Annotated in this window: 23 protein-coding genes and 1 tRNA gene; 5 read left to right on the top strand and 19 right to left on the bottom strand. The window is 73.0% G+C overall.

Features of this window, described 5'->3' with window-relative positions; genetic code table 11:
* Window positions 1-107: 107 nt before the first annotated feature.
* From prmC to K4S16_RS14295, 12 genes are all read right to left on the bottom strand, one after another.
* On the bottom strand, window positions 108-968 hold the full coding sequence (gene prmC, locus K4S16_RS14350) for a peptide chain release factor N(5)-glutamine methyltransferase (protein ID WP_149259384.1): 861 nt from the start codon (window positions 966-968) through the stop codon (window positions 108-110).
* A 109-nt stretch (window positions 969-1,077) separates the two neighbouring features.
* On the bottom strand, window positions 1,078-2,142 hold the full coding sequence (gene prfA, locus K4S16_RS14345; RefSeq protein WP_235036787.1) for a peptide chain release factor 1: 1,065 nt from the start codon (window positions 2,140-2,142) through the stop codon (window positions 1,078-1,080).
* A 115-nt stretch (window positions 2,143-2,257) separates the two neighbouring features.
* Complete coding sequence (rpmE, locus tag K4S16_RS14340; RefSeq protein ID WP_149259382.1) at window positions 2,258-2,476, bottom strand: 50S ribosomal protein L31; 219 nt, start codon at window positions 2,474-2,476, stop codon at window positions 2,258-2,260.
* A 433-nt stretch (window positions 2,477-2,909) separates the two neighbouring features.
* A complete protein-coding gene (locus tag K4S16_RS14335) occupies window positions 2,910-3,557 on the bottom strand; it encodes a response regulator transcription factor (RefSeq protein ID WP_149259381.1) in 648 nt (215 codons plus the stop codon).
* A 40-nt stretch (window positions 3,558-3,597) separates the two neighbouring features.
* Window positions 3,598-4,974, bottom strand: coding sequence for a sensor histidine kinase (locus K4S16_RS14330; protein WP_235036786.1), 1,377 nt, complete (start codon window positions 4,972-4,974; stop codon window positions 3,598-3,600).
* Window positions 4,975-5,185: 211 nt separating this feature from the next.
* Window positions 5,186-7,291 (bottom strand): transcription termination factor Rho, encoded by a 2,106-nt coding sequence (gene rho, locus K4S16_RS14325; RefSeq protein ID WP_149259380.1) that lies wholly within the window; start codon window positions 7,289-7,291, stop codon window positions 5,186-5,188.
* Window positions 7,292-7,744: 453 nt separating this feature from the next.
* Complete coding sequence (gene thrB, locus K4S16_RS14320; RefSeq protein ID WP_149259379.1) at window positions 7,745-8,686, bottom strand: homoserine kinase; 942 nt, start codon at window positions 8,684-8,686, stop codon at window positions 7,745-7,747.
* 1 nt (window position 8,687) lies between these two features.
* Window positions 8,688-9,755, bottom strand: coding sequence for a threonine synthase (gene thrC, locus K4S16_RS14315; RefSeq protein WP_149259378.1), 1,068 nt, complete (start codon window positions 9,753-9,755; stop codon window positions 8,688-8,690).
* A 58-nt stretch (window positions 9,756-9,813) separates the two neighbouring features.
* On the bottom strand, window positions 9,814-11,118 hold the full coding sequence (locus tag K4S16_RS14310) for a homoserine dehydrogenase (protein WP_235036785.1): 1,305 nt from the start codon (window positions 11,116-11,118) through the stop codon (window positions 9,814-9,816).
* On the bottom strand, window positions 11,115-12,506 hold the full coding sequence (gene lysA / locus K4S16_RS14305; protein WP_149259377.1) for a diaminopimelate decarboxylase: 1,392 nt from the start codon (window positions 12,504-12,506) through the stop codon (window positions 11,115-11,117). Before lysA ends, K4S16_RS14310 begins: the two co-directional genes overlap by 4 nt.
* Window positions 12,503-13,177, bottom strand: coding sequence for a DALR anticodon-binding domain-containing protein (locus K4S16_RS14300; protein ID WP_149259376.1), 675 nt, complete (start codon window positions 13,175-13,177; stop codon window positions 12,503-12,505). Before K4S16_RS14300 ends, lysA begins: the two co-directional genes overlap by 4 nt.
* Window positions 13,178-13,198: 21 nt before the next feature.
* Window positions 13,199-13,561 carry a response regulator transcription factor gene (locus K4S16_RS14295; RefSeq protein ID WP_149259586.1) on the bottom strand — a complete coding sequence of 121 codons (363 nt, stop codon included), beginning with the start codon at window positions 13,559-13,561 and terminating at the stop codon, window positions 13,199-13,201.
* Window positions 13,562-13,676: 115 nt separating this feature from the next.
* On the opposite strand from K4S16_RS14295, the gene K4S16_RS14290 reads away from it, so the two are divergent.
* From K4S16_RS14290 to K4S16_RS14270, 5 genes are all read left to right on the top strand, one after another.
* Window positions 13,677-13,748: transfer RNA gene (locus tag K4S16_RS14290), tRNA-Arg, on the top strand.
* Between the two features lie 269 nt (window positions 13,749-14,017).
* Window positions 14,018-14,473, top strand: a complete 456-nt coding sequence (locus K4S16_RS14285) for a universal stress protein (protein ID WP_149259375.1) — start codon at window positions 14,018-14,020, stop codon at window positions 14,471-14,473.
* Window positions 14,474-14,796: 323 nt separating this feature from the next.
* A complete protein-coding gene (locus K4S16_RS14280) occupies window positions 14,797-15,273 on the top strand; it encodes a hypothetical protein (RefSeq protein ID WP_149259374.1) in 477 nt (158 codons plus the stop codon).
* Window positions 15,274-15,450: 177 nt separating this feature from the next.
* On the top strand, window positions 15,451-16,191 hold the full coding sequence (locus K4S16_RS14275) for a hypothetical protein (protein ID WP_149259373.1): 741 nt from the start codon (window positions 15,451-15,453) through the stop codon (window positions 16,189-16,191).
* A gap of 41 nt (window positions 16,192-16,232) precedes the next feature.
* Window positions 16,233-16,664: a group 1 truncated hemoglobin gene (locus K4S16_RS14270; protein ID WP_149259372.1), complete on the top strand. Its 432-nt coding sequence runs from the start codon at window positions 16,233-16,235 to the stop codon at window positions 16,662-16,664.
* On the opposite strand, the gene K4S16_RS14265 is transcribed toward K4S16_RS14270, so the two are convergent.
* From K4S16_RS14265 to K4S16_RS14240, 7 genes are all read right to left on the bottom strand, one after another.
* Window positions 16,661-19,432 carry a LuxR family transcriptional regulator gene (locus tag K4S16_RS14265; protein WP_149259371.1) on the bottom strand — a complete coding sequence of 924 codons (2,772 nt, stop codon included), beginning with the start codon at window positions 19,430-19,432 and terminating at the stop codon, window positions 16,661-16,663. The genes K4S16_RS14270 and K4S16_RS14265 overlap by 4 nt on opposite strands.
* Before the next feature lie 64 nt (window positions 19,433-19,496).
* Window positions 19,497-19,910 carry a VOC family protein gene (locus K4S16_RS14260; protein ID WP_149259370.1) on the bottom strand — a complete coding sequence of 138 codons (414 nt, stop codon included), beginning with the start codon at window positions 19,908-19,910 and terminating at the stop codon, window positions 19,497-19,499.
* A gap of 201 nt (window positions 19,911-20,111) precedes the next feature.
* Entirely contained in the window at window positions 20,112-22,406 is a 2,295-nt protein-coding gene (locus K4S16_RS14255) for a pyruvate dehydrogenase (protein ID WP_149259369.1), read from the bottom strand.
* A gap of 16 nt (window positions 22,407-22,422) precedes the next feature.
* Window positions 22,423-22,545, bottom strand: a complete 123-nt coding sequence (locus tag K4S16_RS46460) for a hypothetical protein (RefSeq protein WP_268843233.1) — start codon at window positions 22,543-22,545, stop codon at window positions 22,423-22,425.
* A gap of 197 nt (window positions 22,546-22,742) precedes the next feature.
* Window positions 22,743-23,915: a hypothetical protein gene (locus tag K4S16_RS14250; RefSeq protein ID WP_149259368.1), complete on the bottom strand. Its 1,173-nt coding sequence runs from the start codon at window positions 23,913-23,915 to the stop codon at window positions 22,743-22,745.
* Window positions 23,912-24,430 carry a SigE family RNA polymerase sigma factor gene (locus tag K4S16_RS14245; protein WP_149259367.1) on the bottom strand — a complete coding sequence of 173 codons (519 nt, stop codon included), beginning with the start codon at window positions 24,428-24,430 and terminating at the stop codon, window positions 23,912-23,914. The genes K4S16_RS14250 and K4S16_RS14245 overlap by 4 nt, the downstream gene beginning before the upstream one ends.
* A 154-nt stretch (window positions 24,431-24,584) precedes the next feature.
* Window positions 24,585-26,165: a bis-aminopropyl spermidine synthase family protein gene (locus tag K4S16_RS14240; RefSeq protein WP_235036784.1), complete on the bottom strand. Its 1,581-nt coding sequence runs from the start codon at window positions 26,163-26,165 to the stop codon at window positions 24,585-24,587.
* Window positions 26,166-26,244 lie beyond the last annotated feature (79 nt).

The following is a 26,244-nucleotide window of genomic DNA, read 5'->3' as shown; positions in this document are numbered from 1 at the left end:
TCTTCCCATCTGCACGCGCTCGTCCGGTCCCGCGCAGCGCTCTTCCGGCACTTCACAGCCGGTACGTCACAGCGCTCGCCGGTATGGCACCGCCCAGGATAGCGGGGCTAGTCGGCGGCCAGGCGGGCGGTGACGAAGCGGTCCCGGTTGGCCAGGTCGCGGCGGTTGCGCACGTCCCGCCAGCCGTTCTCCTCCGCGAAGATCCAGTAGACGCCGTTGCCCTGCAGGTCGCTGTGCTCGACGGCCACGTAGCCGCCGGGGCGCAGGAGGCGGCGGGCGGTGCGCTCCACGATGCGGATCGCGTCCAGGCCGTCGTCGCCGCCGCCCCACAGGGCGTCGGCGGGGTCGTGGTCGCGGACGTCGCGGGGGACGTACTCCCACTCGCTCATCGGGATGTACGGCGGGTTGCTGACGACGAGGTCGACGGTGCCGTCCAGCTCGGTGAGGGCGGTGGCGAAGTCGTCCAGGTGCAGCCGGACGCGGCCGCGCTCGTCCAGCTCCTCCACGTTGCGGGTGGCGTGGACGAAGGCCGTCGGGTCCTTCTCCACGGCGTGGACGCGGGCGCGCGGGGCCTCCAGCGCGATGGACAGCGCGATCGCGGCGGATCCGGTGCCGAGGTCGACCACGAGGGGGTCGCGGACGTCCATGTCGCGCAGCGTCTCCAGCGCCCAGCCGACCATCACCTCGGTCTCCGGGCGCGGCACGAACACACCGGGCCCGACCTTCAGCTCCAGGTAGCGGAAGAACGCGCGGCCGGTGATGTGCTGCAGCGGCTCCCCCGCCTCGCGGCGCGCGACGAACTCCCAGAACCGGGCGTCGAAGGCACTGTCGGGGACGCCGTGCAGCTCCGAGCGCCGCACCCGGTGCACGGCCGCGGCGAGCTCCTCGGCGTCGGCGCGGGGCGAGGCGGCGCCCGCGTCGGCGAGCCGGGCGGTGGCCCTGGCGATCTCGTCGAGCAGCAGGTTCATGATCCTGTCTTTCGAGGGGGGACGACCCCCCACGCCCCCCGATTCGCTGCGCTCATGACTGTTGCCCTTCGAGGGGGGACGACCCCCCACGCCCCCCGATTCGCTGCGCTCATGATTTCTGGGCTTCGGCCAGCCGACGTTCCATCTCGGCGTCGACGAGCGCCTGCGTGACGTTGTGGAGGTCGCCGTCCAGCACCTGGTCGAGGTTGTAGGCCTTGTAGCCGACCCGGTGGTCGGAGATCCGGTTCTCCGGGTAGTTGTAGGTGCGCACCCGCTCGGAGCGGTCCACGGTGCGGACCTGGCTCTTGCGCTCGGCCGCCGCGGCGGCGTCGGCCTCCTCCTGCGCCATCGCCAGCAGCCGGGACCGCAGGATGCGCAGCGCCTGCTCCTTGTTCTGGAGCTGGCTCTTCTCGTTCTGGCAGGAGACGACGACACCGGTCGGCAGGTGCGTGATGCGCACGGCGGAGTCCGTCGTGTTGACGCTCTGCCCGCCGGGCCCGGACGAGCGGTAGACGTCGATGCGCAGGTCGTTGGGGTCGACCTGGACGTCGACGTCCTCGGCCTCGGGCGTCACCAGGACGCCGACGGCGCTGGTGTGGATGCGGCCCTGCGACTCGGTCGCGGGCACCCGCTGCACCCGGTGGACGCCGCCTTCGAACTTGAGCCGCGTCCAGACGCCCTCCTCCTGGGCCCCCTTGGCCTTCACCGCGACCGTGACGTCCTTGTAGCCGCCGAGGTCGGAGGGGTGGGAGTCGAGGATCTCGGTCTTCCAGCCGACGCGCTCGGCGTAGCGGAGGTACATCCGCAGCAGGTCGCCGGCGAACAGCGCCGACTCCTCGCCGCCCTCACCGGCCTTGACCTCGAGGATGACGTCCTTGGCGTCGTTCGGGTCGCGCGGGACGAGCAGCCGCCGCAGCCGCTCCTCCAGCTCCTCGCGGCGCTTGCCGAGCTCCTCGGCCTCGGCCGCGAACGCGGCGTCCTCGCCGCCCAGCTCGCGGGCGGCGGCGAGGTCGTCCTCGGTGGCGGCCAGCTCGCGGTGCGTCTCGACGATCGGCCGCAGCTCCGCGTAGCGCTTGCCGAGCTTGCGCGCCAGGGCCTGGTCGGCATGGACGGACGGGTCGGCGAGGCGTTCCTCGATGCCCGCGTATTCGCTGATCAGATCGTCGAGATTCACGCTCAGTCCTGGCCCGTCGCGGCACGGGGGCGGCCGCCCCCGATCGCCGATTTCGGACGGCCCGGGGACCTGGAGAGTCCCCGGGCCGTCCCTGATGTCCGCGGTGCGGATCGTCCTACTTGCCGGCCTTCTTCTTGCCGAAGCGCTGCTCGAAGCGCGCGACCCGGCCGCCGGTGTCGAGGATCTTCTGCTTGCCCGTGTAGAACGGGTGGCAGTTCGAGCACACGTCCGCGTGGATCACGCCGTTCGCGGCGGTGCTGCGGGTCTCGAAGGTGTTGCCGCACGTACACGTCACGGTGGTGACGACGTAGTCCGGGTGGATGTCGGGCTTCATGGGTTCTCCTCGCTTCGGGCGGTCGCCGGGCGCCCCCGGCCCGCATGGCGATGCCAAGGGGCAGATGTGGGAGGCGTGAACCGGTACCGCAGCGGTTGCACACCAAGTGTGCCAGATACCCGAACGTGGCGAGGTCACCGGTCATTCCCGAGGAGTGTTAGCCCAGGGGTAGCGACCCCCCTGGAACCCCCCGTTGCGAGCCGGGCGATCCTCACGCCACGGTGCGGGTTTCCGTGCCCGTGCGGGTTTGTTGCGTGGCGCTGCGGTCGCCCGGCTCGGCGGGTCGTGCGGCCTCCAGGCGCTTGGAGCGCCTTCCGGCCGCTCGACCCGCGTCCCGGCTCAGGTCCACTCCAAGAGCGTCCCCACGTGGCACGTCCAAGAGCGTCACGTGGCGCGTCAGATAGAGCGCCTTCCGGCCGCCCGACCCGCGGGGCTAGCCCCGTCCCAGGTAGGCGAGTACGGCCATTACTCGGCGGTGGCCGCCTTGGGCGGGTTGCAGGTTCAGTTTCATGAAGATGTTGGAGATGTGCTTCTCCACGGCGCCCTCGGTGACGACGAGGTCCGCGGCGATGGCGCCGTTCGAGCGGCCCTGCGCCATCAGGCCGAGCACCTCGCGCTCGCGCGGGGTCAGCGCCTCCAGCGGGTCGCCGGTGCGGCGGCGGCCGAGCAGCTGGCCGATCACCTCCGGGTCGATGACCGTGCCGCCGGCGGCGATGCGGCGGACCGCGTCGATGAACTCCTCGACGTCCGACACCCGCTCCTTCAGCAGGTAGCCGACGCCCTGCGCGCCGCCGCCGATGAGGTCCGTGGCGTAGCGCTCCTCCACGTACTGGGACAGGACGAGGATCGGCGTGCCCGGACGGCGCTCCCGGACGGCGAGGGCCGCGCGCAGCCCCTCGTCGGTGAACGAGGGCGGCATCCGGACGTCCACGATGGCGAGGTCCGGAGCGTGCTCCTCGACGATGCCGAGCAGCCCCGGCCCGTCCCCCACGGTCGCCACCGTCTCGATCCCGGCGTCGCCGAGCAGCCGGACGAGCCCTTCCCGCAGCAGCACCGAGTCCTCGGCGATCACTACCCGCATCCGGCCATTATCGGGCCCGCGGCGCCGCCGCGCGCCGGGATCACCACGTGCAGGGCAGTTCGGCGCGCACGGTCGTGGGGCCGCCGGGCGGGCTGTCCACGGTCAGCGTGCCGTCGATCGTCGCCGCCCGGTCGGCCAGCCCGGCGAGGCCGCCGTCCGGCCGCGCGACCGCGCCGCCCACCCCGTCGTCGGACACCTCGACGACCACCAGGCGGTCCTCGCGGGTCACGCGGACGGTCGCGCGGGTCGCGCGGGCGTACTTGGCGATGTTGGCCAGCGACTCGGCGACGATGAAGTAGGCGATGCTCTCGACCGCCGCGGGCGGGCGCTCGGGCAGGTCGACCTCCACCTCGACGGGCACGGGGGCGCGCCCGGCGAGCCCGGACAGCGCCGGGTCCAGGCCGCGGTCGGTGAGGATCGCCGGGTAGATCCCGCGGGCGAGGTCGCGCAGCTCGGAGATCGCCTCCCTGGTGCCCGCGTGGGCCTGCTCGATCAGCGCCCGCGCGCCCTCGGGGTCCTCGTCGAGCTTGGCGCGGGCGCGGCCGATGTCCATCGCCACCGCCAGCAGCCGCTGCTGCGCCCCGTCGTGCAGGTCCCGCTCGATGCGGCGCCGCTCGAACTCGGCCGCGTCCACCCCGCGGGCGCGGCTGGCCCGCAGGTGCTCGGTCCGCTCGCGCAGCGCGGCGTTCTCGGTCTGGGACGGGCTAGGGCCGAGCATCAGCGCGGCGAACGCGGCGTGCCCCATCGCCATCGCCCGCGTCACGTACATCGCGAGGACGAGGAACCCCAGGCCCACGACGGACACCGGCAGCGCCTCGACCGGGTTGCCCGCCCAGTACGAGACCCCGAAGTTGACCTCGGCGCCGCCGCTCACCGCCACGACCACCGGAAGGAACAGCAGCGTGCCCGCCCCGGCCCACACCGCCGCCGACACGACGAACTCGAACATCGTGATCGGGAGCAGCACCGCGAGGTAGAGGAGGTCCTTCCAGGTCGCCGGGTCCGCCGCCATCCTCCTGAGCTTGGCCAGCGGGTTGCGCCCGGCGGGCAGGGGCCGGTACGGGCTCGGGATCCGGACGCCGAACGCCGCCCGGACGAGCCGCCGCTCCAGCACCGCGCCGAACCGCCACGCGACCATCAGCAGCGCCAGCAGCGGGACGCCCACCCATATGATCAGCAGCCCGACCGACAGGGCCAGCCCGACGGCCAGGACGACGAACCAGCCCAGCCCGAAGGCCAGGCTGACGGCCAGGTACAGCGCCGAGCGCCAGGTCAGCGACGACGCGACCATCGCGAGCGGATGCCAGGGGCGGTTCATGACGGACGCCGGCTCCCCGCCGGCGCGTGTCGCCGTCGCCCATCGCGCCGCGACCCACCGGACGGCGCCGCCCGCCCCATCCTTGCTCGACTCGCCCACGTCGTCCCTCCGTGCTCGCTCCGACCTGCGTGGGCCCGTGCTCGCCTGCGTATGCCCGATTCCGCCTGACAAGACAAGCGTGCCGCGCGGGAGGCGGGGCCGCCATGACGGCCGCCGCCCGTTCAGGGGTGGGGCTAACCCCACCATTCCGGAGGCACCGACGGCGACGCCCCCGCCGGAACAGTCCGGACGGGGGCGTGCGCGGCGCGTGTCAGCGGTCGTCGGAGACGGTCGTCTTCTGCACCTGGAGCAGGAACTCGGCGTTGGACTTGGTCTCCTTCATCTTCTCGATGAGGAGCTCCAGCGCCTGCTGCGTGTCGAGCGCGTGCAGCACCCGGCGCAGCTGCCAGACGACCCGCAGCTCCTCCGGAGCCATGAGGATCTCCTCCTTGCGGGTGGAGGACTGGTCGACGTCCACCGCCGGGAAGATCCGCTTGTCCGCGAGCGACCGGTTGAGCTTCAGCTCCATGTTGCCGGTGCCCTTGAACTCCTCGAAGATGACCTCGTCCATGCGGGACCCGGTCTCCACCAGCGCGGTGGCGAGGATCGTCAGCGAGCCGCCGTTCTCGATGTTGCGGGCCGCGCCGAAGAACCGCTTCGGCGGGTACAGCGCGGTCGAGTCGACACCGCCGGACAGGATGCGGCCGGACGCGGGCGCCGCCAGGTTGTAGGCCCGGCCCAGGCGGGTGATCGAGTCGAGCAGCACGACGACGTCGTGGCCGAGCTCGACGAGCCGCTTGGCGCGCTCGATGGCCAGCTCCGCGACCGTGGTGTGGTCCTCGGCGGGACGGTCGAAGGTCGAGTGGATGACCTCGCCCTTCACCGTCCGCTGCATGTCGGTGACCTCTTCCGGACGCTCGTCCACGAGGACGACCATCAGGTGGCACTCCGGGTTGTTCTTGGTGATCGCGTTGGCGATCGCCTGGAGCACCATCGTCTTGCCGGCCTTCGGCGGCGACACGATCAGGCCGCGCTGCCCCTTGCCGATCGGCGACACCAGGTCGATGATCCGGGTCGTCAGGATGCCCGGGTCGGACTCCAGGCGCAGCCGCTCCTGCGGGTACAGCGGGGTCAGCTTGGAGAAGTCGACGCGGCCCTTGGCCTGGTCGGGCTCCATCCCGTTGACGGTGTCGAGGCGGACCAGCGCGTTGAACTTCTCGCGCCGCTCGCCCTCGCGCGCCTGCCGGACGGCGCCGGTGATGACGTCGCCCTTGCGCAGCCCGTTCTTGCGGACCTGCGCCAGCGACACGTACACGTCGTTCGGGCCGGGCAGGTAGCCGGTCGTCCGGACGAAGGCGTAGTTGTCGAGGATGTCGAGGATGCCCGCGACGGGGATGAGGACGTCGTCCTCGGTGATCACCGGCTCCTCGTAGCGCTCGCGGCCGCGGCCGCGGTTGCGCTCCCGGAACCGGCGCCCGCGCCGACCCCGGCCGCTGCCGTCGTCGTCGTCGTGCTGGCCGCCGCCGCCCTGACCGCCGCCGCCCTGGCCGCGCTGGCGTCCGCCGCCCTGCTCACCGCGGTCGCCACGCTCGCCGCGCTCACCACGCTCGCCGCGGTCACCACGCTCGCCGCGGTCACCACGCTCGCCGCGGTCACCACGCTCGCCGCGCTCGCCCCGGTCGCGGCCCTCGCCGCGCTCCCGGCCGCCGCGCTGCCGCTGGCGCCCGCCGCCGTCGCGGCCCTCGCGCCCGTCGCGGTTGCCGTCACGACCGCCCTGGGACTCGCCGTCCTCGGCGTTCTGCTCGCGGCCCTGGTCACGGCCCTGGTCACGGCCCTGGTCACGGCCCTGCCGGTCGCCGCGTCCCTCGGAAGCTCCCCGGTCCTGCTTGTCGCCCCGCTGCCGGCCGCCCTGCCGCTCGGCCTTCTCCTGCTTGTCGCCCTGGCCTGCCTTCTCCGCCGTGCCCGGCTGGGCCGCGGCCGCGGACTGGCCTTCGGACGCGGTCGCGCTCTCCGGCGCGGCCACGGGCGCGGCGTCGGCGATGGCGACCTGCTCCTCGGACACCGCGCGCTTGGCCGCGGTGCGGGTGCGGCGCGGGCGCTCGGTCGCCACCGGCGCAGCGGCTCCCTGCTCGCCCCCCGCCGAGCCCTGCCCCTGGCCGCCCTGCTTCTCCTGGATGGCGGCGATGAGCTGGCTCTTGCGCATCCCGGTCGTGCCGGTGATGCCGAGGCTGGACGCGAGCGCCTTGAGCTCGGGGAGCACCATGGCCGACAGGCCGGTGCCGCGGCGGCGCCGGGGGGTGGCGGGCTCCGCGCCGGCCGGAGCGGCGGCGGTTTCCGTGCTGGTTGCGTCCGTAAGGAGTTCGCTGGATTCGCTCACTAAGGGTCCTTCCCAGGGCGCGGGCGTTGGCCGGCGTTCGGCCAGTCGACCCGGTGGTGCGGCCCGGCGGGGGCGCCGGATCGGGCTCCGCTGATCACGATGGAACCGGGATCTGCGTGTTCTGGGCACAGCCAGATGGTGGACGGGACGTTCCGCTCGTGCGTGTCCCCGGTACCGCCACGTCCGAAGTTTCGCTGGAATGCCTGACAACGGGAAGTCACGGTGTCGGGGAGCCTGGTACGCGGGACCGACACGACCGGAGGGCCGAAAAGGTGACGCGCGGCTGACGAGCACGCTGCCCCGAACGGGGCATCTGGTGCGGCAATAAGCCTAACATCACCAGGGCACACTGCTATTCCCCAGAGGTCGATGTCTTCGCATTTTACCTAGTGGGATCGAGCCGGAACGGGCACCGGCCGGAGCGACGCATGGCCCCCGCCACCGGCGGGGCCGTCAGGCCCGGGTCTCGGATTCGCCGGACACGACGTGTGCGCCGCGGGTCGCGACGTCCAACGGGTGTTCGTGCCAGCCTTTACCCACTTCGCCGCCCATCGAATCAACTTGCGCCGCGGTTGTGAAGGCCAGGACGGTCGGTCCCGCGCCGGAGATCACCGCCGGCACGCCCGCGTCCCGCAGCCGCGCGACGAGCGCCGCGGACTCGGGCATGGCGGGCGCGCGGTACTCCTGGTGGAGCCGGTCCTCGGTCGCGTCGAGCAGGATCCCCGCGTCCAGGCCGCCGGTGAGGGCGGCGACGAGCAGCGCGGCGCGCCCGGCGTTGGCGGCGGCGTCCCCGTGCGGGACGCTCTCGGGCAGCAGCCCGCGGGCCCGCTCGGTCGCGAGCCGCTGCCCGGGGACGAAGGCCACGACCCGCCTGACCTGCGGTTCCAGCCGGACCGAACGGGCGCCGCCGGGCGTCGTCCAGGCGACGGTCAGGCCGCCGGCGAGGCACGGCGCGACGTTGTCGGGATGGCCCTCGATCTCCGTCGCGAGGCGCAGCGCCCCGGCGTCGTCGAGGAGCTTCCCGGCGGGATGCAGCGCGCGGGCCGCGACGATCCCGGCGACGATCGCGGCGGACGACGAGCCGAGACCGCGGCTGTGCGGGATCCGGTTCCGGCACCGCAGCCGGAGCCCGTCCGGGCGGGCGGGACCGGTTCCGGCCAGCTCGTCGAGGACGTCGAACGTCCGGCGCAGCACCCGCACGATCAGGTGCCGCTCGCCGCGGTCGGCGACCTCGGCGCCCTCGCCGTCCACCTCGATGGACAGCCCCCCGCTGGTCGCCTCCACCTCGACGTCGTCGTACAGCGCGAGCGCAAGGCCGAGCGAGTCGAATCCCGGGCCCAGGTTGGCGCTGGTCGCGGGGGTCCGCACCAGCACCGGGCCGTCAGCCCAGCCCACCTCAGGTGAGGCCGAGCTCGGACGCGGCGGAGTGCGCGTCGACCTTGATGGTCGTCGGCGCGGGCGCCCCGGAGATGGCCCAGTCGGGATCCTTGAGGCCGTTGCCCGTCACGGTGCAGACGACCTGGGACCCGGCCGCGACCGCGCCCTGCTCGCTCGCCTGGAGCAGGCCCGCGACGCTCGCCGCCGAGGCGGGCTCCACGAAGACGCCCTCCTCGCGGGCGAGGAGCCGGTAGGCGGCGAGGATCTGCCGGTCGGTGACCGAGTCGATCGCGCCGCCGGACTCGTCCCGCGCGGCCACGGCGAGGTCCCACGAGGCGGGGTTGCCGATCCGGATCGCGGTGGCGATGGTCTGCGGCTTCAGGACGGGCTCGCCCTTCACGAACGGCGCCGCGCCGCTGGCCTGGAAGCCCAGCATGCGCGGGGTGCGCGAGGAGACGCCGTCCTTGGCGTACTCCTTGTAGCCCATCCAGTAGGCGGAGATGTTTCCGGCGTTGCCGACGGGCAGGCAGTGGACGTCGGGCGCGTCGCCCAGCGCGTCCACGATCTCGAACGCGGCGGTCTTCTGGCCCTGCAGCCGGTACTTGTTGACCGAGTTGACCAGCGCCACCGGGTAGTCGACGGACAGCTTGCGCGCCAGTTCGAGGCAGTCGTCGAAGTTGCCGTCGACCTGCAGGAGCCGGGCGCCGTGCACCAGCGCCTGGGCCAGCTTGCCCATCGCGATCTTGCCGTTGGGGACGAGGACCGCGCAGGTCATCCCGGCCCGCACCGCGTACGCGGCGGCGGACGCCGAGGTGTTGCCGGTCGAGGCGCAGATGACGGCCTTCGCGCCGTCCTCGGCCGCCTTGCTGATCGCCATCGTCATGCCGCGGTCCTTGAACGAACCGGTCGGGTTGGCGCCCTCGACCTTGAGGAACACCTCGCAACCGGTCAGCTGGGACAGCCGGTGGGCGGGCACCAGAGGGGTGCCGCCCTCCAGCAGGGTGACGACGGGCGTCGCGTCCGTCACCGGAAGCCGGTCGCGGTACTCCTCGATAATGCCGCGCCACGCGCGGGCGTTCGCGTTCACGTCGGTCTCCTCGGCTGACCTGCGATGTCACCCGAAGTCTATCGGGACGGACTCCGCCTCACTCGTCCCCTTCGACGCGCATGACGCTCGTCACCTCGCGGACGATCTCCAGCCCGCGCAGGCCCTCCACCGTCGCCGACAGGGCCGCGTCCGGCGCCCGGTGCGTCACGACGACGAGCTGCGCCTCCTCGCCCGACCCGACCTGCCGGACGGCCTGGATGGAGACGCCGTGCCTGGCGAACTCCTCGGCGACCGTGGCGAGGACGCCGGCCTCGTCCGTCACGTCGACCTGGATGTAGTAGCGCGTGACGGTCTCGCCCATCGGAAGCACCGGAAGCTTCGCGTACGTGACCTCCACCGGGCCGGGCGTGCCGCCGACGACGTTGCGGGCGACCGCGACGAGGTCGCCGAGGATCGCCGAGGCGGTCGGGGCGCCGCCGGCGCCCGCGCCGTAGAACATCAGGGACCCGGCCGACTCCGCCTCGACGAACACCGCGTTGTACGCCTCGCGGACGCTCGCCAGCGGATGCGACCTCGGGATCATCGCCGGGTAGACGCGGACCGACACCCCGCGCCCGTTCCGGCCGTCCTGCGAGGGGATCCGCTCGCAGATGGCCAGGAGCTTGACGACGCAGTCCATGCCCTGGGCGCCCGCCACGTCGGCGGCGCTCACCTCGGTGATGCCCTCCCGGTGGACGTCCGCGGCCGTCACCGGCGTGTGGAAGGCGAGCTGCGCCAGGATGGCCGCCTTGGCCGCCGCGTCGAAGCCCTCCACGTCGGCCGTCGGGTCGGCCTCCGCATAGCCGAGCGCCTGCGCCTCTTCCAGCGCGTCGTTGAAACCGGCGCCGTGCGTGTCCATCTGGTCGAGGATGTAGTTCGTGGTGCCGTTCACGATGCCGAGCACCCGGTGGATGTGGTCGCCGACCAGCGACTCCCGCAGCGGCCGCAGCAGCGGGATCGCGCCCGCCACCGACGCCTCGTAGTACAGGTCGGCGCCGTACTCCCGCGCCGCCGCGAACAGCGTCGCGCCGTCCTCGGCCAGCAGCGCCTTGTTGGCGGTGATGACCGACTTGCCGGTCTTCATCGCCTCCAGCATCAGCGTCCTGGCCGGCTCGATGCCGCCGATGACCTCGATGACGATGTCGACGTCGTCCCTGGTCACCAGCACCTGCGCGTCCGTGGTCAGCAGTTCCGGGTCGACGCCCGCGCGGACCCGGTCCGGCCTGCGCACGGCGATCCCGGCCAGCTCCAGCGGCGCCCCCACGCGCGCCGCCAGATCGTCGGCCTGCTCGTTCAGCAGCCGGACGACCTCCGTGCCGACCACGCCGCAACCGAGCAGCGCCACGCGCAGTCCGGGTTTCACGCTTCGACCTCCGCATCCAGCCGCAGCAGGTCCTCCGCGCTCTCCCGGCGGACGATCACGCGCGACCTGCCGTCCCGCACCGCCACCACGGCCGGCTTCGGGACATGGTTGTAGTTACTGGCCATCGACCGACAGTACGCACCGGTCGCCGCGACCGCGACGAGGTCCCCCGCCGCAAGATCTTCGGGGAACCAGAGGTCCCGCACGACGATGTCGCCGCTCTCGCAGTGCTTGCCGACAAGCCTACTGAGCATGGGCGCGGCCTCGGAGGACCTGCTCGCCAGCACGCCGGTGTACTCGGCGCCGTACAGGGCCGTCCGCAGGTTGTCGCTCATGCCGCCGTCCACGGAGACGTACGTGCGCAGGCCCTCGACGTCCTTCACCGTCCCGACCTCGTACAGCGTGACGCCGCCGGGGCCGATGATCGCCCGTCCGGGCTCCACGGTCAGCCGCGGCATCGACAGCTCGTACGCCCGGCACTCGCGCGCCACGATGTCGCGCAGCCCGTCCGCGATCGACTTCGGGTCGTGCGGCTCCTCGCCCGGCACGTACGCGATGCCGTAGCCGCCGCCCAGGTCCAGCTCCGGGAGCTCGATCCCGTGCTCGTCCCGGATGGCGACCAGCAGCTCGGCCAGCCGGTGCGCGGCCACCTCGAACCCGTCCACATCGAAGATCTGCGACCCGATGTGGCTGTGCAGCCCCACCAGTTCGAGCTGCTCCAGCTCCAGGACCCGCCTGACCGCCTCCAGGGCCGCCCCGGAGCTCCTGGAGAACCCGAACTTCTGGTCGTCGTGCGCGGTGGCGATGAACTCATGGGTGTGCGCCTCCACACCCGTGGTGACACGCACCATCACCTTGGGCCGGACACCCATCTCCTGGGCGAGGTACCCCACGCGGGCGATCTCCTCGAACGAATCGAGCACGATCCGTCCGACCCCCACCTCCAGGGCCTTCTCCAGCTCCCAGGCCGCCTTGTTGCTCCCGTGCAACGTGATGCGCTCGGTAGGAAAGCCCGCCGCCAGCGCCACGGCAAGCTCACCCCCGCTGCACACGTCCAAGCCGAGCCCCTCCTCGTTCAGCCACCGCGCGACCGCCGTACAGAGGAACGCCTTGCCCGCGTAGTGGACGTCCCCGTCATGGAACGCCGCCGCGTACTCCCTGGCACGGCTCCGGACGTCCTCCTCGTCGTAGACGTAGAGCGGCGTCCCGTACTCCTTCGCCAGGTCCCTGACGTCCACTCCCCCGACGGTGAGGACGCCCTCCTCCCGCTTGGAGTTACGCGGCCACACCGAGGGCTCCAGCGCGTTCAGGTCCTCCGCCGGGCCGGCCGGATGGTCCTCAGGAAGGACGTCGGCGTGCCGCGGCCCAGCAGGGTGTACTCGACTCATATCCGCTCTCTAGGGGTCTCACCGATCATGTTCAGCCCGTTGCCGAGGACGACCTTGACGGCCTCCGCCAGGCCGACCCGTCCCGCATGCACGGCCCCTGGCTCCTCATCGCCCACGGGCACCGCGGGACAACGTTCGTGCACCTCGTGGTACTCCTCGGCCACCTTCTCCAAGCACAACAGCAGCGGCCTGGCATCCCGTTCCCGCTCCGCTTGCGAGGCCCGCCCGGGCATGTCTCCCAGAGCCCCCACGAGCTCCTCCGCCCCACCCTCGAACGGCCCGGCCTCGACCCCGAATTCCCGGGCCCAGCGCCCCACCCAACAGGCCCGCGCATAGGCGTAACGCACTGAGAACCCCGGATTCTCGAACGTCCGGGGCCACTCGCTCCACCCGCCCGGCGGCACCCGGGCGACCCCGTAACGAGGATCACTCCGGACGGCGTCCACCAACTCCGGCCCCACCACGACCCTGACGAACCCGGGCCCGGAGACGCTCCCGCCCACCCGGCGCGCGATCACCCGCGGATCCACCCCGAGCCGCAGCGCCACCGGGCTCTCGAAGACCCCGCCGCCCCGCCCGAAGACCACGACCTCCTCGGGGACCGCGACATCGATCTCCCCCGCGGCCACGGCGTCCCGCACCGCGCGCACGAGAGCATCGCCTGGAGTCACCCTGGTGAGACTAGCCGACCACTATCTGGACACCGCAGCCAGTTTCCGCACCGTCTGGATCAGGTGGTTCGGGTCGAACGGCTTCGTCACGTACGCGTCGACGCCGATCTCCATTCCCCGCCGCACGTCGTGCTCCTGCGCCCGTGCCGTGATCATCACGACCCGGATGTGCGCGGTCCCGGGGTCCTCCCGCAGCCGCACCGCCGTGACCCACCCGTCCAGCCTGGGCATCATCACGTCCAGCGTGATCACGTCCGGCCCGACCTCCGCCACCCTGTCCAGGCAGTCCTGCCCGTCCACCGCGGTCGAGACGTCGAACCCCTCCAGTTGCAGGTTCACGGCGATCAGCTGGCGGATCACCTCGTCATCATCGACGACCAGCACGCGTCCCAGTGGCTCGGTCACGGCCTCGAAGTTAGCCCACTCCACCCCCGGCCCGCACGGCGAACAACCCCGTACGCGCCACCCCGCCAACCCTGGTAACCTCATACCGCGTCGCGCCCCCTTAGCTCAGGGGATAGAGCAACGGCCTCCGGAGCCGTGTGCGCAGGTTCGAATCCTGCAGGGGGCACCTCGAAACGATCAGTCGGTTCGCGCACTCGACCTGCGGAAACCGGCTCTTGTCGTTCATGGGCCGTGTCACGCCGGGTGCCACCGAGCGGTGGCGTATGCCACGGCGCGCGTTCCATCGGTGTTCCGTGCGTTGAGCGGCACCGCCTGACGGTCCAGGTTCGGAGCGAACCTCAAGGGCGAAAGTCCCTTGCCTGCGATCCGCGCCCGCACAAGCCTGGATCCATGAACGAAACGGACGCGTCGACCCGTGGCCGGACTGCCGATGGCATGGAGAGCGGCCAAGCCTCCCGGCAGCTGATCGTCGTAGGCGTGGACGGCTCGGGGCCGAGCAAGGCGGCACTGCGATGGGCGGTCCGCCAGGCGGAGTCGACGGGCGCGGAACTGCGCCCCGTGCAAGTGTGGCGGCCACCGCCCCCCTACGGCATGCCGGTGGACTACTCCGATGTCGATCTCGAAGGGCAGGCCCGCGAGAGCCTGCGCCACGCCGTCGAGGAGGCGCTGGAAGGACACCCGGACGTGTCGGTCGTCCCCCAGGTCATGCGGGGCCACCCGGCGGAGGTCCTGACCGGAGCGGCCGAGCACGCCGACCTGCTGGTGGTCGGCAGCCACGGGCACGGCGGCTTCGCCGGGACGCTCCTCGGCTCGGTCAGCCACCACTGCGTGCAGCACGCACCCTGCCCGGTACTGGTCATGCGCCCCCGCACCGGACCGCCCTCGAAGTAGAACCCTTCGTGGACGGAGTGACCGCCGGCGTCGCGGCGGCCACGGGAGTGCGGCAGAGCCGGTTCGTCACCGGGAGCGTGGCACGCCTGATCACCGGTGGACTCCACCGTGTCCGGCGGGACGACCCGTGCGGTCGGCGAGCAGGGTGTGCGTGCCCGCGGCCGCCCGCACGGTCGTCCGCGACCGGCCCGGGTCCGGTCGCGAAGCGCTCCTCGCTGCGGAGCGCTCTGGCTGCCAGGAGCGCCCCATCTCGTGGCGTCAGCGGACCCTATGCTCACGCTGGAAAAGCATGGTTGTCCGAGGGGATATGTGAAGTGAGGCCTATGTACGATCGCACGAGTCGTGAGTGCAGCGTCAACGGCTTGGATCCGGCGCTGCGCTCCGCCCTCGCCGGCCACATGGAGCTCGAAGCGCTGGGCACGCTCCGCGGGGAGGAGGTCTGCTGCCAGACGCTCAGCGTCCGGCGGGGCAGGCCAGGGCTGCTGAGCAGAGTGCTGAAGTCGGCCGACCCGGACCGGGAGCACCGCACCACGGCGGTGCTCACCGAACACCATCTGATCGTCGCGCGCTCCGGCGAAGGCGGGGCGACGACCGTGCTGTCCGCCCCGCTGCGCGGCATGGGCTTCGACGACATCTCCCAGACTCTCTCGGCTCATGGCGAGGCCGGTGTCTCGCTCCGTGCGCGCTGGTCGGGACGACCGGTCGCCGGCTCCTACTTCGTGGCTCTCGGGGACGACCAGGCGGGGCGCGCTTTCCGCGACGCGCTCACGAAGGCCGTGGCCAAGGCCAAACAGCGGTAGCCCTGGGTCGGCGGGGCCCCGCCGGTGTGCTGAGCGAAGCGCTGAGCATCTCGCTGAGCAAGGCTCTCGGCAAAGCTGAGCAATCACTACCCGGTTCTTTCCACCACGCCCGCGGTGGACTGGTGCGCACAGGGCGGCGACAGCGGCCCTTCCGGACCAGGACAAGGGGTGTTGGCCATGAGGAAGAAGTCGGCGACCGCACGAAGGACGGCGGCGCTCGCCGCCCTCGCATGCTCGCTGACCACCGTGGTGGGCTGCGGCGGCGGAACCGGTTCCGCCGGTGGGGACGCCACCGCTGCGGCCGCTGCGCGGGGCGGCGGGTCGAAGGGGTCCGGCACCAGGCCTTCGGCCGACGCGATGAAGAAGGCCCTGCTCACCGGGTACGGTAGCGCGACGCCGCTCTACGGCCCGGTCAGCGGGGTCTTCGCCTCCCTCGCACCGGCCGCGGCGAGCGCCAAGGTCAAGGTGAAGACCGACAAGCCGCAGTGCCTGCAACTCACCCAGGGCCTCGCCCCCGACGCCGCCGGAGAAGCGCCGGCGGCGCTGGTCTCCATGGCGGACATCCCCAACATGACCATCGCCGAGCTCCTGATCGCCCCGGACGACGGCACCGCCGACAAGGTCATGGCAGGCCGGCCGCCGGAGGCGTGCTCCACGTACACCGTCGACACGGACGGCTTCGTCGCCGACTACAGGCTGCGGACGCTGGACCTGCCCGAGATCGGCGACGAGGCCCGCGGATACGAGATCGCCGGGAAGTCGCGGAAGTACGGGCCCATGGCCAGTACCTACGTGGTCATCCTCCGTGACGGGGCCTGGATGGCCTCGATCTCGGTGACCGGCGAGAAGGCGGACAGGACCGTACTGGACAAGGTGGTCGCCGCCGCCCACACAAAGGCCAAGTCGGTTCTCGGCTGAAGCCCCGGACCGGGTGTGCGGCCCGCAGGGAGAGGCATCTCATGGACCACATCGAGGACGACGCCCTCTGCGCCGCAGTGGGCGGACCCGCCGGTATGCGCACGGCCGTGGACATCCTGTATCGCAGGATGCTCGACGACTCCTCCCTCGCGCACCGCTTCACCGGAGCCGACGTCTCCCGTCTGGTCGCCCACCAGCGGGCGTTCCTGACGGCTGCCGTGGGCGGCCCCGACCTCTACTCGGGCCGTGATCTGGGCGCGGCCCACTCTCGTCTGGACCTGACGGACGCGGAGTTCGACGCCCTGTGCGAGCACCTGGCCGCCGTACTGCGGGACCTGGGGGCGCCGGCCTCGGCCGCCGCCGAGGCGGTCGACCGGCTGCAGCGGCTGCGGCCGGCAGTTCTGCGGGCGCCCGTCGATGAAGGTCCGCGGAAAGGCGTCGAGGACTCTGGGGGCGACGGGCCCGGAGTCTAGGCCGGCGAGGACGGGCCGGGCCCGCCCCGGTTCTCCAGAGCACCGGCGAGTTCCGTCCGGCCGCCGACCCCCAGCTTCCCGTAGGCGTTCTGCAGGTGGTTGTTCACGGTCCGCACGGACAGCGTGAGCCGCTCGGCGATGTCCTTGCTGGACAGCCCGCGCATCGCGAGGAGGCAGATCTCCCGTTCCCGGGAGGTCAGCGGTACGACACCGGTACTGACCCGCAGTCCCGGTGTCGCGGCGCCCTCGCACCGGGCCGCCAGTTCGGCCGAGCGCGCCGCCCACGCGCCGGCGGCCCGCTGGTCGCCGACGGCGCGCATCGCCTCGCAGGCCTCCGCGGCCGCCTCGGCCGCGAGCAGCAGCGCGCCGAGTTCGGCGAACCGCTCGGCTGCCGCGGCCAGCCCGGAGGGGTCATGAGCGGTCGCGGCGCGGGCGTGGGCGGCCCGGGCCGCCACCAGGTCGCTGTCGCACTGCCGGGCCAGGTCGGCCAGCGGTCCGGCCGCCGCCGCCGCGTCGCCCAGCCGGGCCACGTCGTGCCACAACGCGGCCGAGACGGTCAGTTGCCCCCGCGCCCGCACGGCCTCGGCGGCCTCGGCGAGCCCCGTACGGGCACGGAGCGGATCGCCCTCCGCCACAGCGGCCCAGGCGCGGGCCAGCGGGACCAGCCCCTGCGCGTCCACCGGCAGGTGGAGGGTGTCCATCTCCTCGACCGCCGCACGTGCGCCGGCCGCGTCCCCCAGGTGCCCCAGGGCGGCGGCGAGGCAGCCCAGGCCCAGCTTCAGCGGCGCCTCGAAGCCACGGGCCCGGCTGACGGAGACGGCGTCCCGCGCCCAGCGCGCCGCGGTGCGCGGCCGCCCCTCCAGCAGCACGCACCGCCCCAGATACCACGCGAACGTGCTGAGGGCATGGGGCACCTCGTCATCGACGGCCGCGCTCAGCGCCGCTCTCATGACGGCACTCGCCTCGGTCAGGCGCCCGGATTCGTGGAGCACGATGGCACGGTTCATCAGCCGGGTGCTCGGATGCAGGAAGTCGAATGCTCCGTCCCACCCCACCGGGACCGGGGCGCTTGGGCCCGCCTGGACGGCGCCGCCCGTGGCCGGCGCGCCCGCGGGCTCCGGAACCGCGGTCAACTCCAGTGCTTCCGCGGTCCGCCCCGCGACCGCCAGCGCCGCCGCCTCGCCCAGGCTGCGCAGCGGGGTCGGCAGGCCCGCCGGTCCTCGCGGAATCCCTTTCAGAACCTCCAGGGCCTCCTGCGGCCGGTCGGTGAAGGTGAGGATCATCGCGGCCAGGGCCGCGAGCTCGGCGTGGTGTTCACGCGGCAGATGCGACCGCGCGTCGCCGACGACGGCGAAGGCCAGGTCCGGACGCAGCAGGCCCCAGAAGAGATTGCTGCCCCGTGCCAGCACCACGGCCAGGCGCACGCCGTCCTCGGCGGGCAGCCCGGCGGCTCGCTCCAGTACTTCCTCCGCCTCCCGCACCGCACCGCGGGACAGCAGCGCCTCACCGAGCAGCAGCCCGGCCTCGGCATCGTCCCGGTCGGCCAGTACGCCTCGGGCGAGCCGCTCGATCCGGGCATGGTCGTGGGCGTAACGCGCGAGCCGGGCGGCGCGCAGCAGCAGCGCGGGGTCGGCCGTACCGGTGGCGTCCAGCCGCCATTGGGCGATCCGCAGCGGGTCGCCGACCCTGCGGGCCCCGCGGGCCTCGACCCGCTCGGTCTGCTCCAGCAGCAGCTTGCGGCCGCGCAGGACGGGCAGCTCCTCCCGCAGGACCTGGGCGTGGAGCGGGTGCCCGAGCGCCAGCTCGTGCCGGCGTCCGGCGGCGCGCACCCGCACCAGTCCGGACTCCTCCAGCCGCTCCAGGGTCTCCAGGTGCGCCCCCTCCGTGACGCCGGCGGGACGCGATTCCTCGATGCCCAGCGGCTGGCAGAGGGCCAGCCGCTCCAGCACGTCGCGCCCCGGGCGGTCGACGCCGCTGATCCGGGCGCTGATCAGATCCAGCAGTCTCCGCCCGGGCCGGGGAGGGCGCTCGAACTGCCAGACACCGCCGACAGTGGTCAGCGTGCCGTCATTCAGCGCACCTAGCACCAGCTCGCGCAGGTAGAGCACGTTTCCTTGCGTGGCGGTCCACAGCTCGGAGCATGCGGCCACACCCACAGGTGCATCGAAGAGGGACTGCAGGAGCTCGTCGACGTGCTCGCGATCCAGCGGGCCGAGGTCGGCCCGGACACCGCGGTCGCCGGCCCACAGCCCGTGCATCGCGTCGGGCACGGGTTCCCCGTCCCTTACGGTGGCGACCAGGAACAGCAGCCCCGCGTCCATCAGCTGCCCGAGCAGGAGCAAGGACAGCGGATCGAGCAGGGGGAGGTCGTCCACGAACAGGACCAGCCTGCCGTTCCCGGCACGGGCCGCGACGGCCCGCCGGGCCTCGGCGAAGAGGGCCGGCGCACCGCCGCCCCCGGCCGGCGTCGCGGCCGGGAACGCGGCGACCGGTTCCCGGAGGCCGTCGCCCGCGGACAGCAGATGCGCGAGCGCGCCCAGCGGTATGGATGCGGCCAGGGCGGTGGCGACGGTCCGCACGGTCGCGAGTCCCGCCCTCTCCGCCTCGGTCAGGCACTCCTCGGCCAGGCGCGTCTTGCCGACGCCGGCCGGTCCGTGCACCAGGAAGGCGTGGCGGCCGCCCTGCGTCAGTGCCTCTCGGAACAGGTCCAGCTCACGTCGGCGTCCGACGAGGGGCCATGGCCCTGTCACCCGATTCCCGCTGCTCACGGCAGGTGAGCGTATCCAGCGGGACGAAGGACGGGAAGTGGTCGACGGGTTGGAGGGCCCCGGGTTACTCGGCGTAGGGCTGGTCTTCGCCCTGGGCGCTGTAGCCGAGGCTCCAGATGTAGCCGTCCGGGTCGGCGAAGGTGCCGCCGTAGCCGCCCCAGGGGAGGGCGCCGGCGGGCTTGAGGATGGTGGCGCCGGCCTTCTCGGCCTCCGCCATGACCTCGTCGACGCGCGCCTCGCTGCGTACGACGTAGGTGAGGACGATTCCGCTGAAGCCGCTGCCCTCGGGGCTCAGGCCCACCTGCTCGGCGAGACCTTCGCGGCCGTAGAAGCCGACCGGCGAGGCGCCGTCGGACTCGAAGAAGACCGAGATGCCGTAGTCGTTCTTGATCTTCCAGCCGAGGCCCTCGGTGTAGAACTTCTTGGCCCGGTCCATGTCCCGGACGGCGAGGAGGATCGAGCTCACATGTGCCTTCATGGCGTGTCTCCTTGTGCGTGCGCGGTGGCTGCCGCCTGAGCCGGGGACGGGTTCCGGCGGTCAGATCGGTGTGGGTGAGCCTGTCGGTCACCCGCCTTGTGGAGATCACGCTAGGTAAGGAGCGGGGGTCGGCACTTCTCGATTCCTGACCGATGCCCCGGCCCGGCGGGCTGGGCGGCGCGCCGGGCCGGGGAGGGTGGGTCAGGTGGAGTGGAGGTCCAGGGCGGTTCGGACTATCGCGTCCGTGTCTATGCCGTGGTGGCGGTAGACGTCGTCGATCGTGCCGGACTGGCCGAAGGTGGTGACGCCCAGGGTCGCACAGGGGACGTTGTTGATGCCGGACAGGAAGGCCAGGGTGTGGGGGTGGCCGTCAAGGACGGTGACGAGCGGGGTGGCGCGGGAGGCGGGGAACGCCTGGTCCAGGACCCAGTTCGGTCCGTCGTCGAGGCCCTGGCGGGAGCGGAGGGCCTGGAAGAGCAGGCCGGGGCTCGTCACGCACACCACGTCGGCGCCGATGCCGGCCTGTTCGAGGCGGTCGGCGGCGGCCAGGGCCTCGGGGACGAGGGCGCCCATCGCCGCGATGGTGACGGCGGGGCGGTCGGCGCGGCGCAGCGGGTAGGCGCCGGCGATCACCTGGCGGCGGCGGCGCTCCCGGGCCGCCGGGTCGGCCGGGACCGCCGCGAGGGTCTGGTCCACTGGACGGGTCGACAGGCGCAGGTACGCCGAGCCGCCGTCAGGGCGGCCTAGGCGGGCCATGCTCGCGAGCAGCGTCCATTCGGTGTCGAGGACGAACGCGGGCTCGTAGGCGACGCAGCCCGGCTGCTCGACGCCGATCGAGGGGGTGACGATGGACTGGTGCGCGCCGCCCTCGGGGGCCAGCGTGACCCCGGACGGGGTGCCGATCAGGATCGACTGGCCGCCCGCGTAGATGCCGAACGACCAGGGTTCGAGCGCGCGGCCGACGAACGGGTCGTACAGGACGCCGATCGGCAGCAGGGGACGGTTCCAGCGGCTCCAGGTGGCGCCCAGTTCGCCGAGGAGGCCGACCAGGTTGGTCTCGGCGATGCCCAGCTCGATGTGCTGGCCCGCGGGGCTCTCCCGCCAGTGCAGGATCGTCTCGCCGTCGTCGGCGAACCAGTCGCGGCGTTCGGACGGCGACCAGACGCCGACCTTGTTCACCCAGCCGCCGAGGTTGGTGCTGGAACTGACGTCCGGGCTCACGGTGACGACCCGCGACGCGGCCTCGGGGGCCTCCCGGGTGAGGTCGAGCAGCAGGCGGCCCAGTGCGGCCTGGGTGGTCGCGGTGCCCTTGGGGGTGCGGCCGATGTCGTCGGGCAGCGAAGGCGGGGCCTCCGGGGCGGCGGAGGTCCGGCGCAGCCGCGCGGCCGTTTCGGCGCACAGCCGGGCGGCCTCCGATCCCTCTTCGAAACGGGCCCACGGGGTGTCCGGGTCGACGCCCAGGCGGGGCGCGAGCTCGGCGATCTGGTCGGCGGTGAGGAGCGAGGAGTGGTTCTGCGGGTGGCCCTCGCTGGGCAGGCCGTGCCCCTTGACGGTGTACGCGAAGATCACGGTCGGCCGGGAGTCGTCGATGGCGTCGAACGCCTCGGCCAGGGTGCCGAGGTCGTGGCCGCCCAGGTTGCGGAGGGCCGCGAGGAGCGTGGCGTCGTCGAGTTCGGCGATCAGGCGGGCGACGGGCTCGCTGCCGCCGGGGAGGCGGTCGCGGAGCTCGCCGGCGTCGCAGCGCAGCAGGCGCTGGTACTCCGGGTTGGGCATCGCGTCGATGCGGGCGCGCAGGTCCGCGCCGCCGGGGCGCTCGAACAGCTCCGTCAGCAGCCGGCCGTACTTCAGCGTCAGCACCTGCCAGCCGGCGGCGGCGAACATGCCCTTCAGCCGGTGCGCGGCCATGTACGGGACGACCCGGTCGAGGGACTGCCGGTTGAGGTCGACGATCCACACGATCTCGCCCAGTTCGGCCACGCCCGGGTCGAGGATCGCCTCCCAGACCGCGCCCTCGTCCAGTTCCGCGTCCCCGACCAGCGAGTACTGCCGGCCGGCGGGCGCCCCTTCCACGTACCGGCGGGCGACCGCGCCCCAGATCGGCGCGGTGGCGCCGATGCCCACGGACCCGGTGGAGTAGTCGACGGGGTCGGGGTCCTTGGTCCGGCTCGGGTAGCTCTGCAGCCCGCCGAACTCGCGCAGGGACGTCAGGTACCGGTCGTCCAGGTCGCCGAGCAGGTAGTTGATCGCGTGCAGTACCGGGGAGGCGTGCGGCTTGACCGAGACGCGGTCGTCCGGGCCGAGGTGGCGGAACCACAGCGCCGTCATGATCGACGCGATGGACGCCGACGACGCCTGGTGGCCGCCCACCTTGAGCCCGGACGGGTTGGGCCGCACCCGGTTGGCGTGGTGCACGATGGCCGTCGCCAGCCACAGCACCCTCCGCTCGACCTCTTCCAGCACCCCGGAGTGCGTGGCCGTCCCCACCGGATCGTTCATCATCGGCTCCTTTGCCTCAGCGCCAGGGCGGGGGCAGGCCGGCGGAGATCGGCCGGATCTCCGTGTCGGCCTCCGCGAGGTGGCGGCCGCCCAGCCGGCCGTCGCCGCTGCCGGGACCCGGCGCACCGCCCAAGGGCACGGCAGCCCCCTTTGGCTGCCGGTACCACTGGCGATGGCCTGTCCCGCGCGGATCCGGTCGGCCACCCGCCAGGGTACGGGCCCTGTCGCGGCCCAAGACCACCGAGTCGAGGGCGGGACGACGTCCGGTGTCGAGGTTCGGCCCGCCGGCGAACGGAGCGTGGGTGCCGGCCCCGGGGCGCGGCACCCAGGCGTCCGTCAGCGGTGGGTGAAGACCGGGTTCCAGGAGCCCGCCCGGTCGGACCGGCGGTACCCGGTGAGAGGGGTGATCTTGCCCTTCAGGTCCACCAGCAGCAGCCGGTTGCGGAACTCGCCGAGCCCCTTGCATTTGAGCGGGTCGCAGCCGATCGCGAAGAGCGTGCGATCGTCGGCCCAGGCCGCGGCCGATTCGATCGGGAGCACCGCCGCCTTCTTCCCGGTGACCACGTTGGTGACGGTGACGGCGGGGCCGGGCTTGGGGCCGAACTTGGGCAGCAGGGCGCCGTTCGGGGACAGGCCGGCTTCATGGTCGTCGTATTCGGCCTCGTGCGCCGGTGCGGGCCGCTTCTTGCCGTCCAGGCTGTAGAAGACCTTGGTCGGCAGGGTCGCGGTGGGCGCCCAGATGAGGGCGCCGTCCCGGCTCCATCCCAGGTCCTGCCGGCTGCTCGGGTTGTCGCGGCCGGCCGGCATGGGGTGGAACGCGCCCGGCCCGGCCGCGCTGTCGGTGACGTAGTAGCCGGTCCTGGACGATGTGCCCGGACCGGGCCGCGTGTCGGGGTTCTTGCCGTAGGCGGTCAGGAGCAGCCGGCGCCCGTCGGGCGACCAGGCGGCCCCGCCGACGGCGTGGTCGACCCGGATCCAGCGGACGACCTTCCGGGTCTTCATGTCGAACATCCCGACCCGCTTGGCGGGAAGGGGCCCCTCCAGCACGGCCGCCCGCGCCATGCCGGGCGCGACGCTGATGTACGCCCAGGGCGCATTTTCGTACTCGCCGGTCGACGGGTTGTACAGGTGCCAGGTGCGTTCGAAGGACCCGCCGCCGTCGCCGCCCACCCACTGCCCGGTGTAGTAGGCGGACACGGCCATGTGCCCCGCGGCGACGAGCCTGCGCGGGAAAGCGCTGCCGAGGTCCGTGCGCAGCGTCGTGTCGGACGAGAGGGCCACCCGCTCGAACTCGGGCGCCGAAGGCCGGGGCCGTGCCGTCCCGCCGCCGGAGACGAGGGCCACGGCGGCCGTTCCGGCGAGGAGCGCGGCCGTCCCGCCGACCAGGGCGATCTTGATGAGCGGCCGGCGGCGGCGTGCCCCCAGTGCCCGGTCGGCGAGACCGGCCGGGACCTGTGCCTCCGCGCCCCAGTCCTCGAGCGCGTGCTTGACGATCGTCTCCGGTTTCATCGCCGGGCCTCCTCTGCCATCTCGGGTTCGTTCAGTTCGGGCGCCAGCCGGCGCAGCCGCGCGAGGGAGCGATGGGTCGTGCTGCGCACCGTGCCGACGCTGCAGCCGAGGATCTGCGCGACCTCCGCCTCGGGCAGGTCCTCCAGGAAGCGCAGCGCCAGGACCAGCCGCTGCCGGGGCGTGAGGCAGGCCAGCGCGCCTCGCACGGCGAGCTTGAGGTCGACCGCCGACGTGCCGTCGGGTGCGCCCGTCTCGGGCAGCACTGCGACCTGCGCCTCGCGCCGCCGCCACGCGGGCCGCCAGAAGCTGGCCTGCTGGCGGTACATCACCCGCCGCACGTAGGCCTCCGGGTTCTCGATGTCGGCCCAGCGGGCGGCGGTCTTGAAGAGCGCGGTCTGCAGGACGTCCTCGGCCGCGTGCTGGTCGCCCCCGGTCAGGAGGTAGGCCAGCCGCATCAGCGCGGTCGACCTCGTCTCCACGAACTCACGAAAATGTCGCTCTGCGGCGGCATCCATCGTCACCTCCGAATTGCTGTCGCCACTGAGACGCATCCGGAGGGACGGGGCTATGCCTGCGTCCGTGAAGTTTCCGTCCGGCCGGACCGGTCGCAGGCCGCCGGCAACGGCCGGAGTGGGTTCTCGGACGCGGCCGAGCCCGAGGGCCATCCGGTCACGATGGCGTGGTGACGAGGTCCAGGGAGGTGCGGACGGTGGCGGGCAGGGCGCGCAGGCGGTGGAGCGGGAGGTCGAGCAAGGTGGCGTCCATCGCCCAGGGGGCCGCGTCGGCCACGATGCTGCGGGCCTGGCGCTTTGTCAGGCCGGGGTGCGCGTCGATCAGCGCGTCGCGCCAGACGTTGGCGACCTTGCCGTGGGCCCGGTCCTGGATGGCGCGCACGATGCGGCCTACCTGGTCGGCGTCGTCGGGTCGTGTGCGCACCGCCTCGGCGGTCGAGCCATGGCGGGTCAGCTCGTAGAGGCCCTTCAGTACGGCGGTTTCGTCCGCCAGGTCACCGGGCGGGTCGGGCAGGAACACCCGGACGTGCTCGGCGCGCGTGGCCAGCAGCACCCGGACCAGCGCCGCCTCCAGGCCCGGAGGGAGCGCGACGGCCGCCCGCCGCACCCGCGCCGCGTACGGCTTGGCCAGCCAGGTCGTCAGCCGCACCCGCGGCACCTGCGGGAGCACCTGCTTGGGCCAGTCCCCCACCAGGACGTCCGGGTCGAGGTCGGCGACGTCGGGCGACGCATCCGCCGCCGCCCGGGCTTCGACCGCCTGGGGCCCCTGGGTGTAGATGGCCGTCGCGAAGCGGTCGGCGCGGGCGTCGGCGGCCGGCAGGGACTTGCCGGTCGGCCGGAGGATGTACAGGTCGGCGCGCGAACCGATCGCCTCCGCTCCGAAGTAGCGGTTGAAGTCCGGGTAGACGGCCTCGTTCACCAGGTTCAGGTCCTGCAACGACTGCTGGACCTTCAACGCGAGCATCGGGGTGCGGTCGCTCGCGCCGTAGGCGAGCAGCACCCGGCCTCGCCCCTGGTCCCGCAACCCCTGGACCGCCCGCGCCACGAACAGCCCGACGCCCTCCGGCGTGTACGGAGGGTCGGTCACCGCCAGGTCCGCGTACGCGACGGCCGAGGCGGGCAGCCCCAGCCTCAGGTCCGCCCACCGGGTGCGCACGTCCAGGCCCAGTTCGGCGGCGCACTCGTCGATGTAGGCCAGGATCCGCTCGTCGACGTCCACGACGGTGGTCTGCACACCTGGGTGGACGAGCCCGACCGCCAGCGAGGTGAGGTCGTGGTCCCCCACGCACAGCAGCCGCGTGCCCGGCAGCCAGAACCGGGCCGCGAGGAGCAGGGCCCGCCGCACCACCGTCTCCGGCGTCGCCGATACATGGTCGAGCACGTGCCGCGCCCCCGGCGCCCGCTCGATCAGCCCGGCCATCCGCTCCACCACGGCGGCGTACTCGGGCAGCAGGTGCCCCACCGGGTCGGCCGGTTCGAGCGGGCGGTACCCGGTGCTCAGCAGGTCGACGATCTCGCCGCCCTGCTCCGGGGTGAGGCGGAACCGGTCGCCGGCACGCTCCAGCGAGAGCCCGGCGAGCAGCGACTCCACCGAGCGCCGCGGGGCGCCCGTCTCCCGGACCAGCTCGCCGAGCGTCCGCCATCGCCGGTCCGCCAGGAGGCCCAGCGCGGTATGGACACGCCGGGGGTCCATGTCCGCCGCGACCGGTGGACCGTTCGGCGTTTCCCCATCAGCCACCCGCGAATGCTATCGGCGCCCGCCTCCGCACCGCCGACCAGGCCGCGCCGCTCGCCGCGCGGAGGGGCGGGGAACCATC

The organism is Actinomadura sp. K4S16 (assembly GCF_008327685.1).
In the GTDB taxonomy this organism is placed as follows: domain Bacteria; phylum Actinomycetota; class Actinomycetes; order Streptosporangiales; family Streptosporangiaceae; genus Spirillospora.
This window is presented reverse-complemented; position numbering and strand designations above follow the sequence as displayed.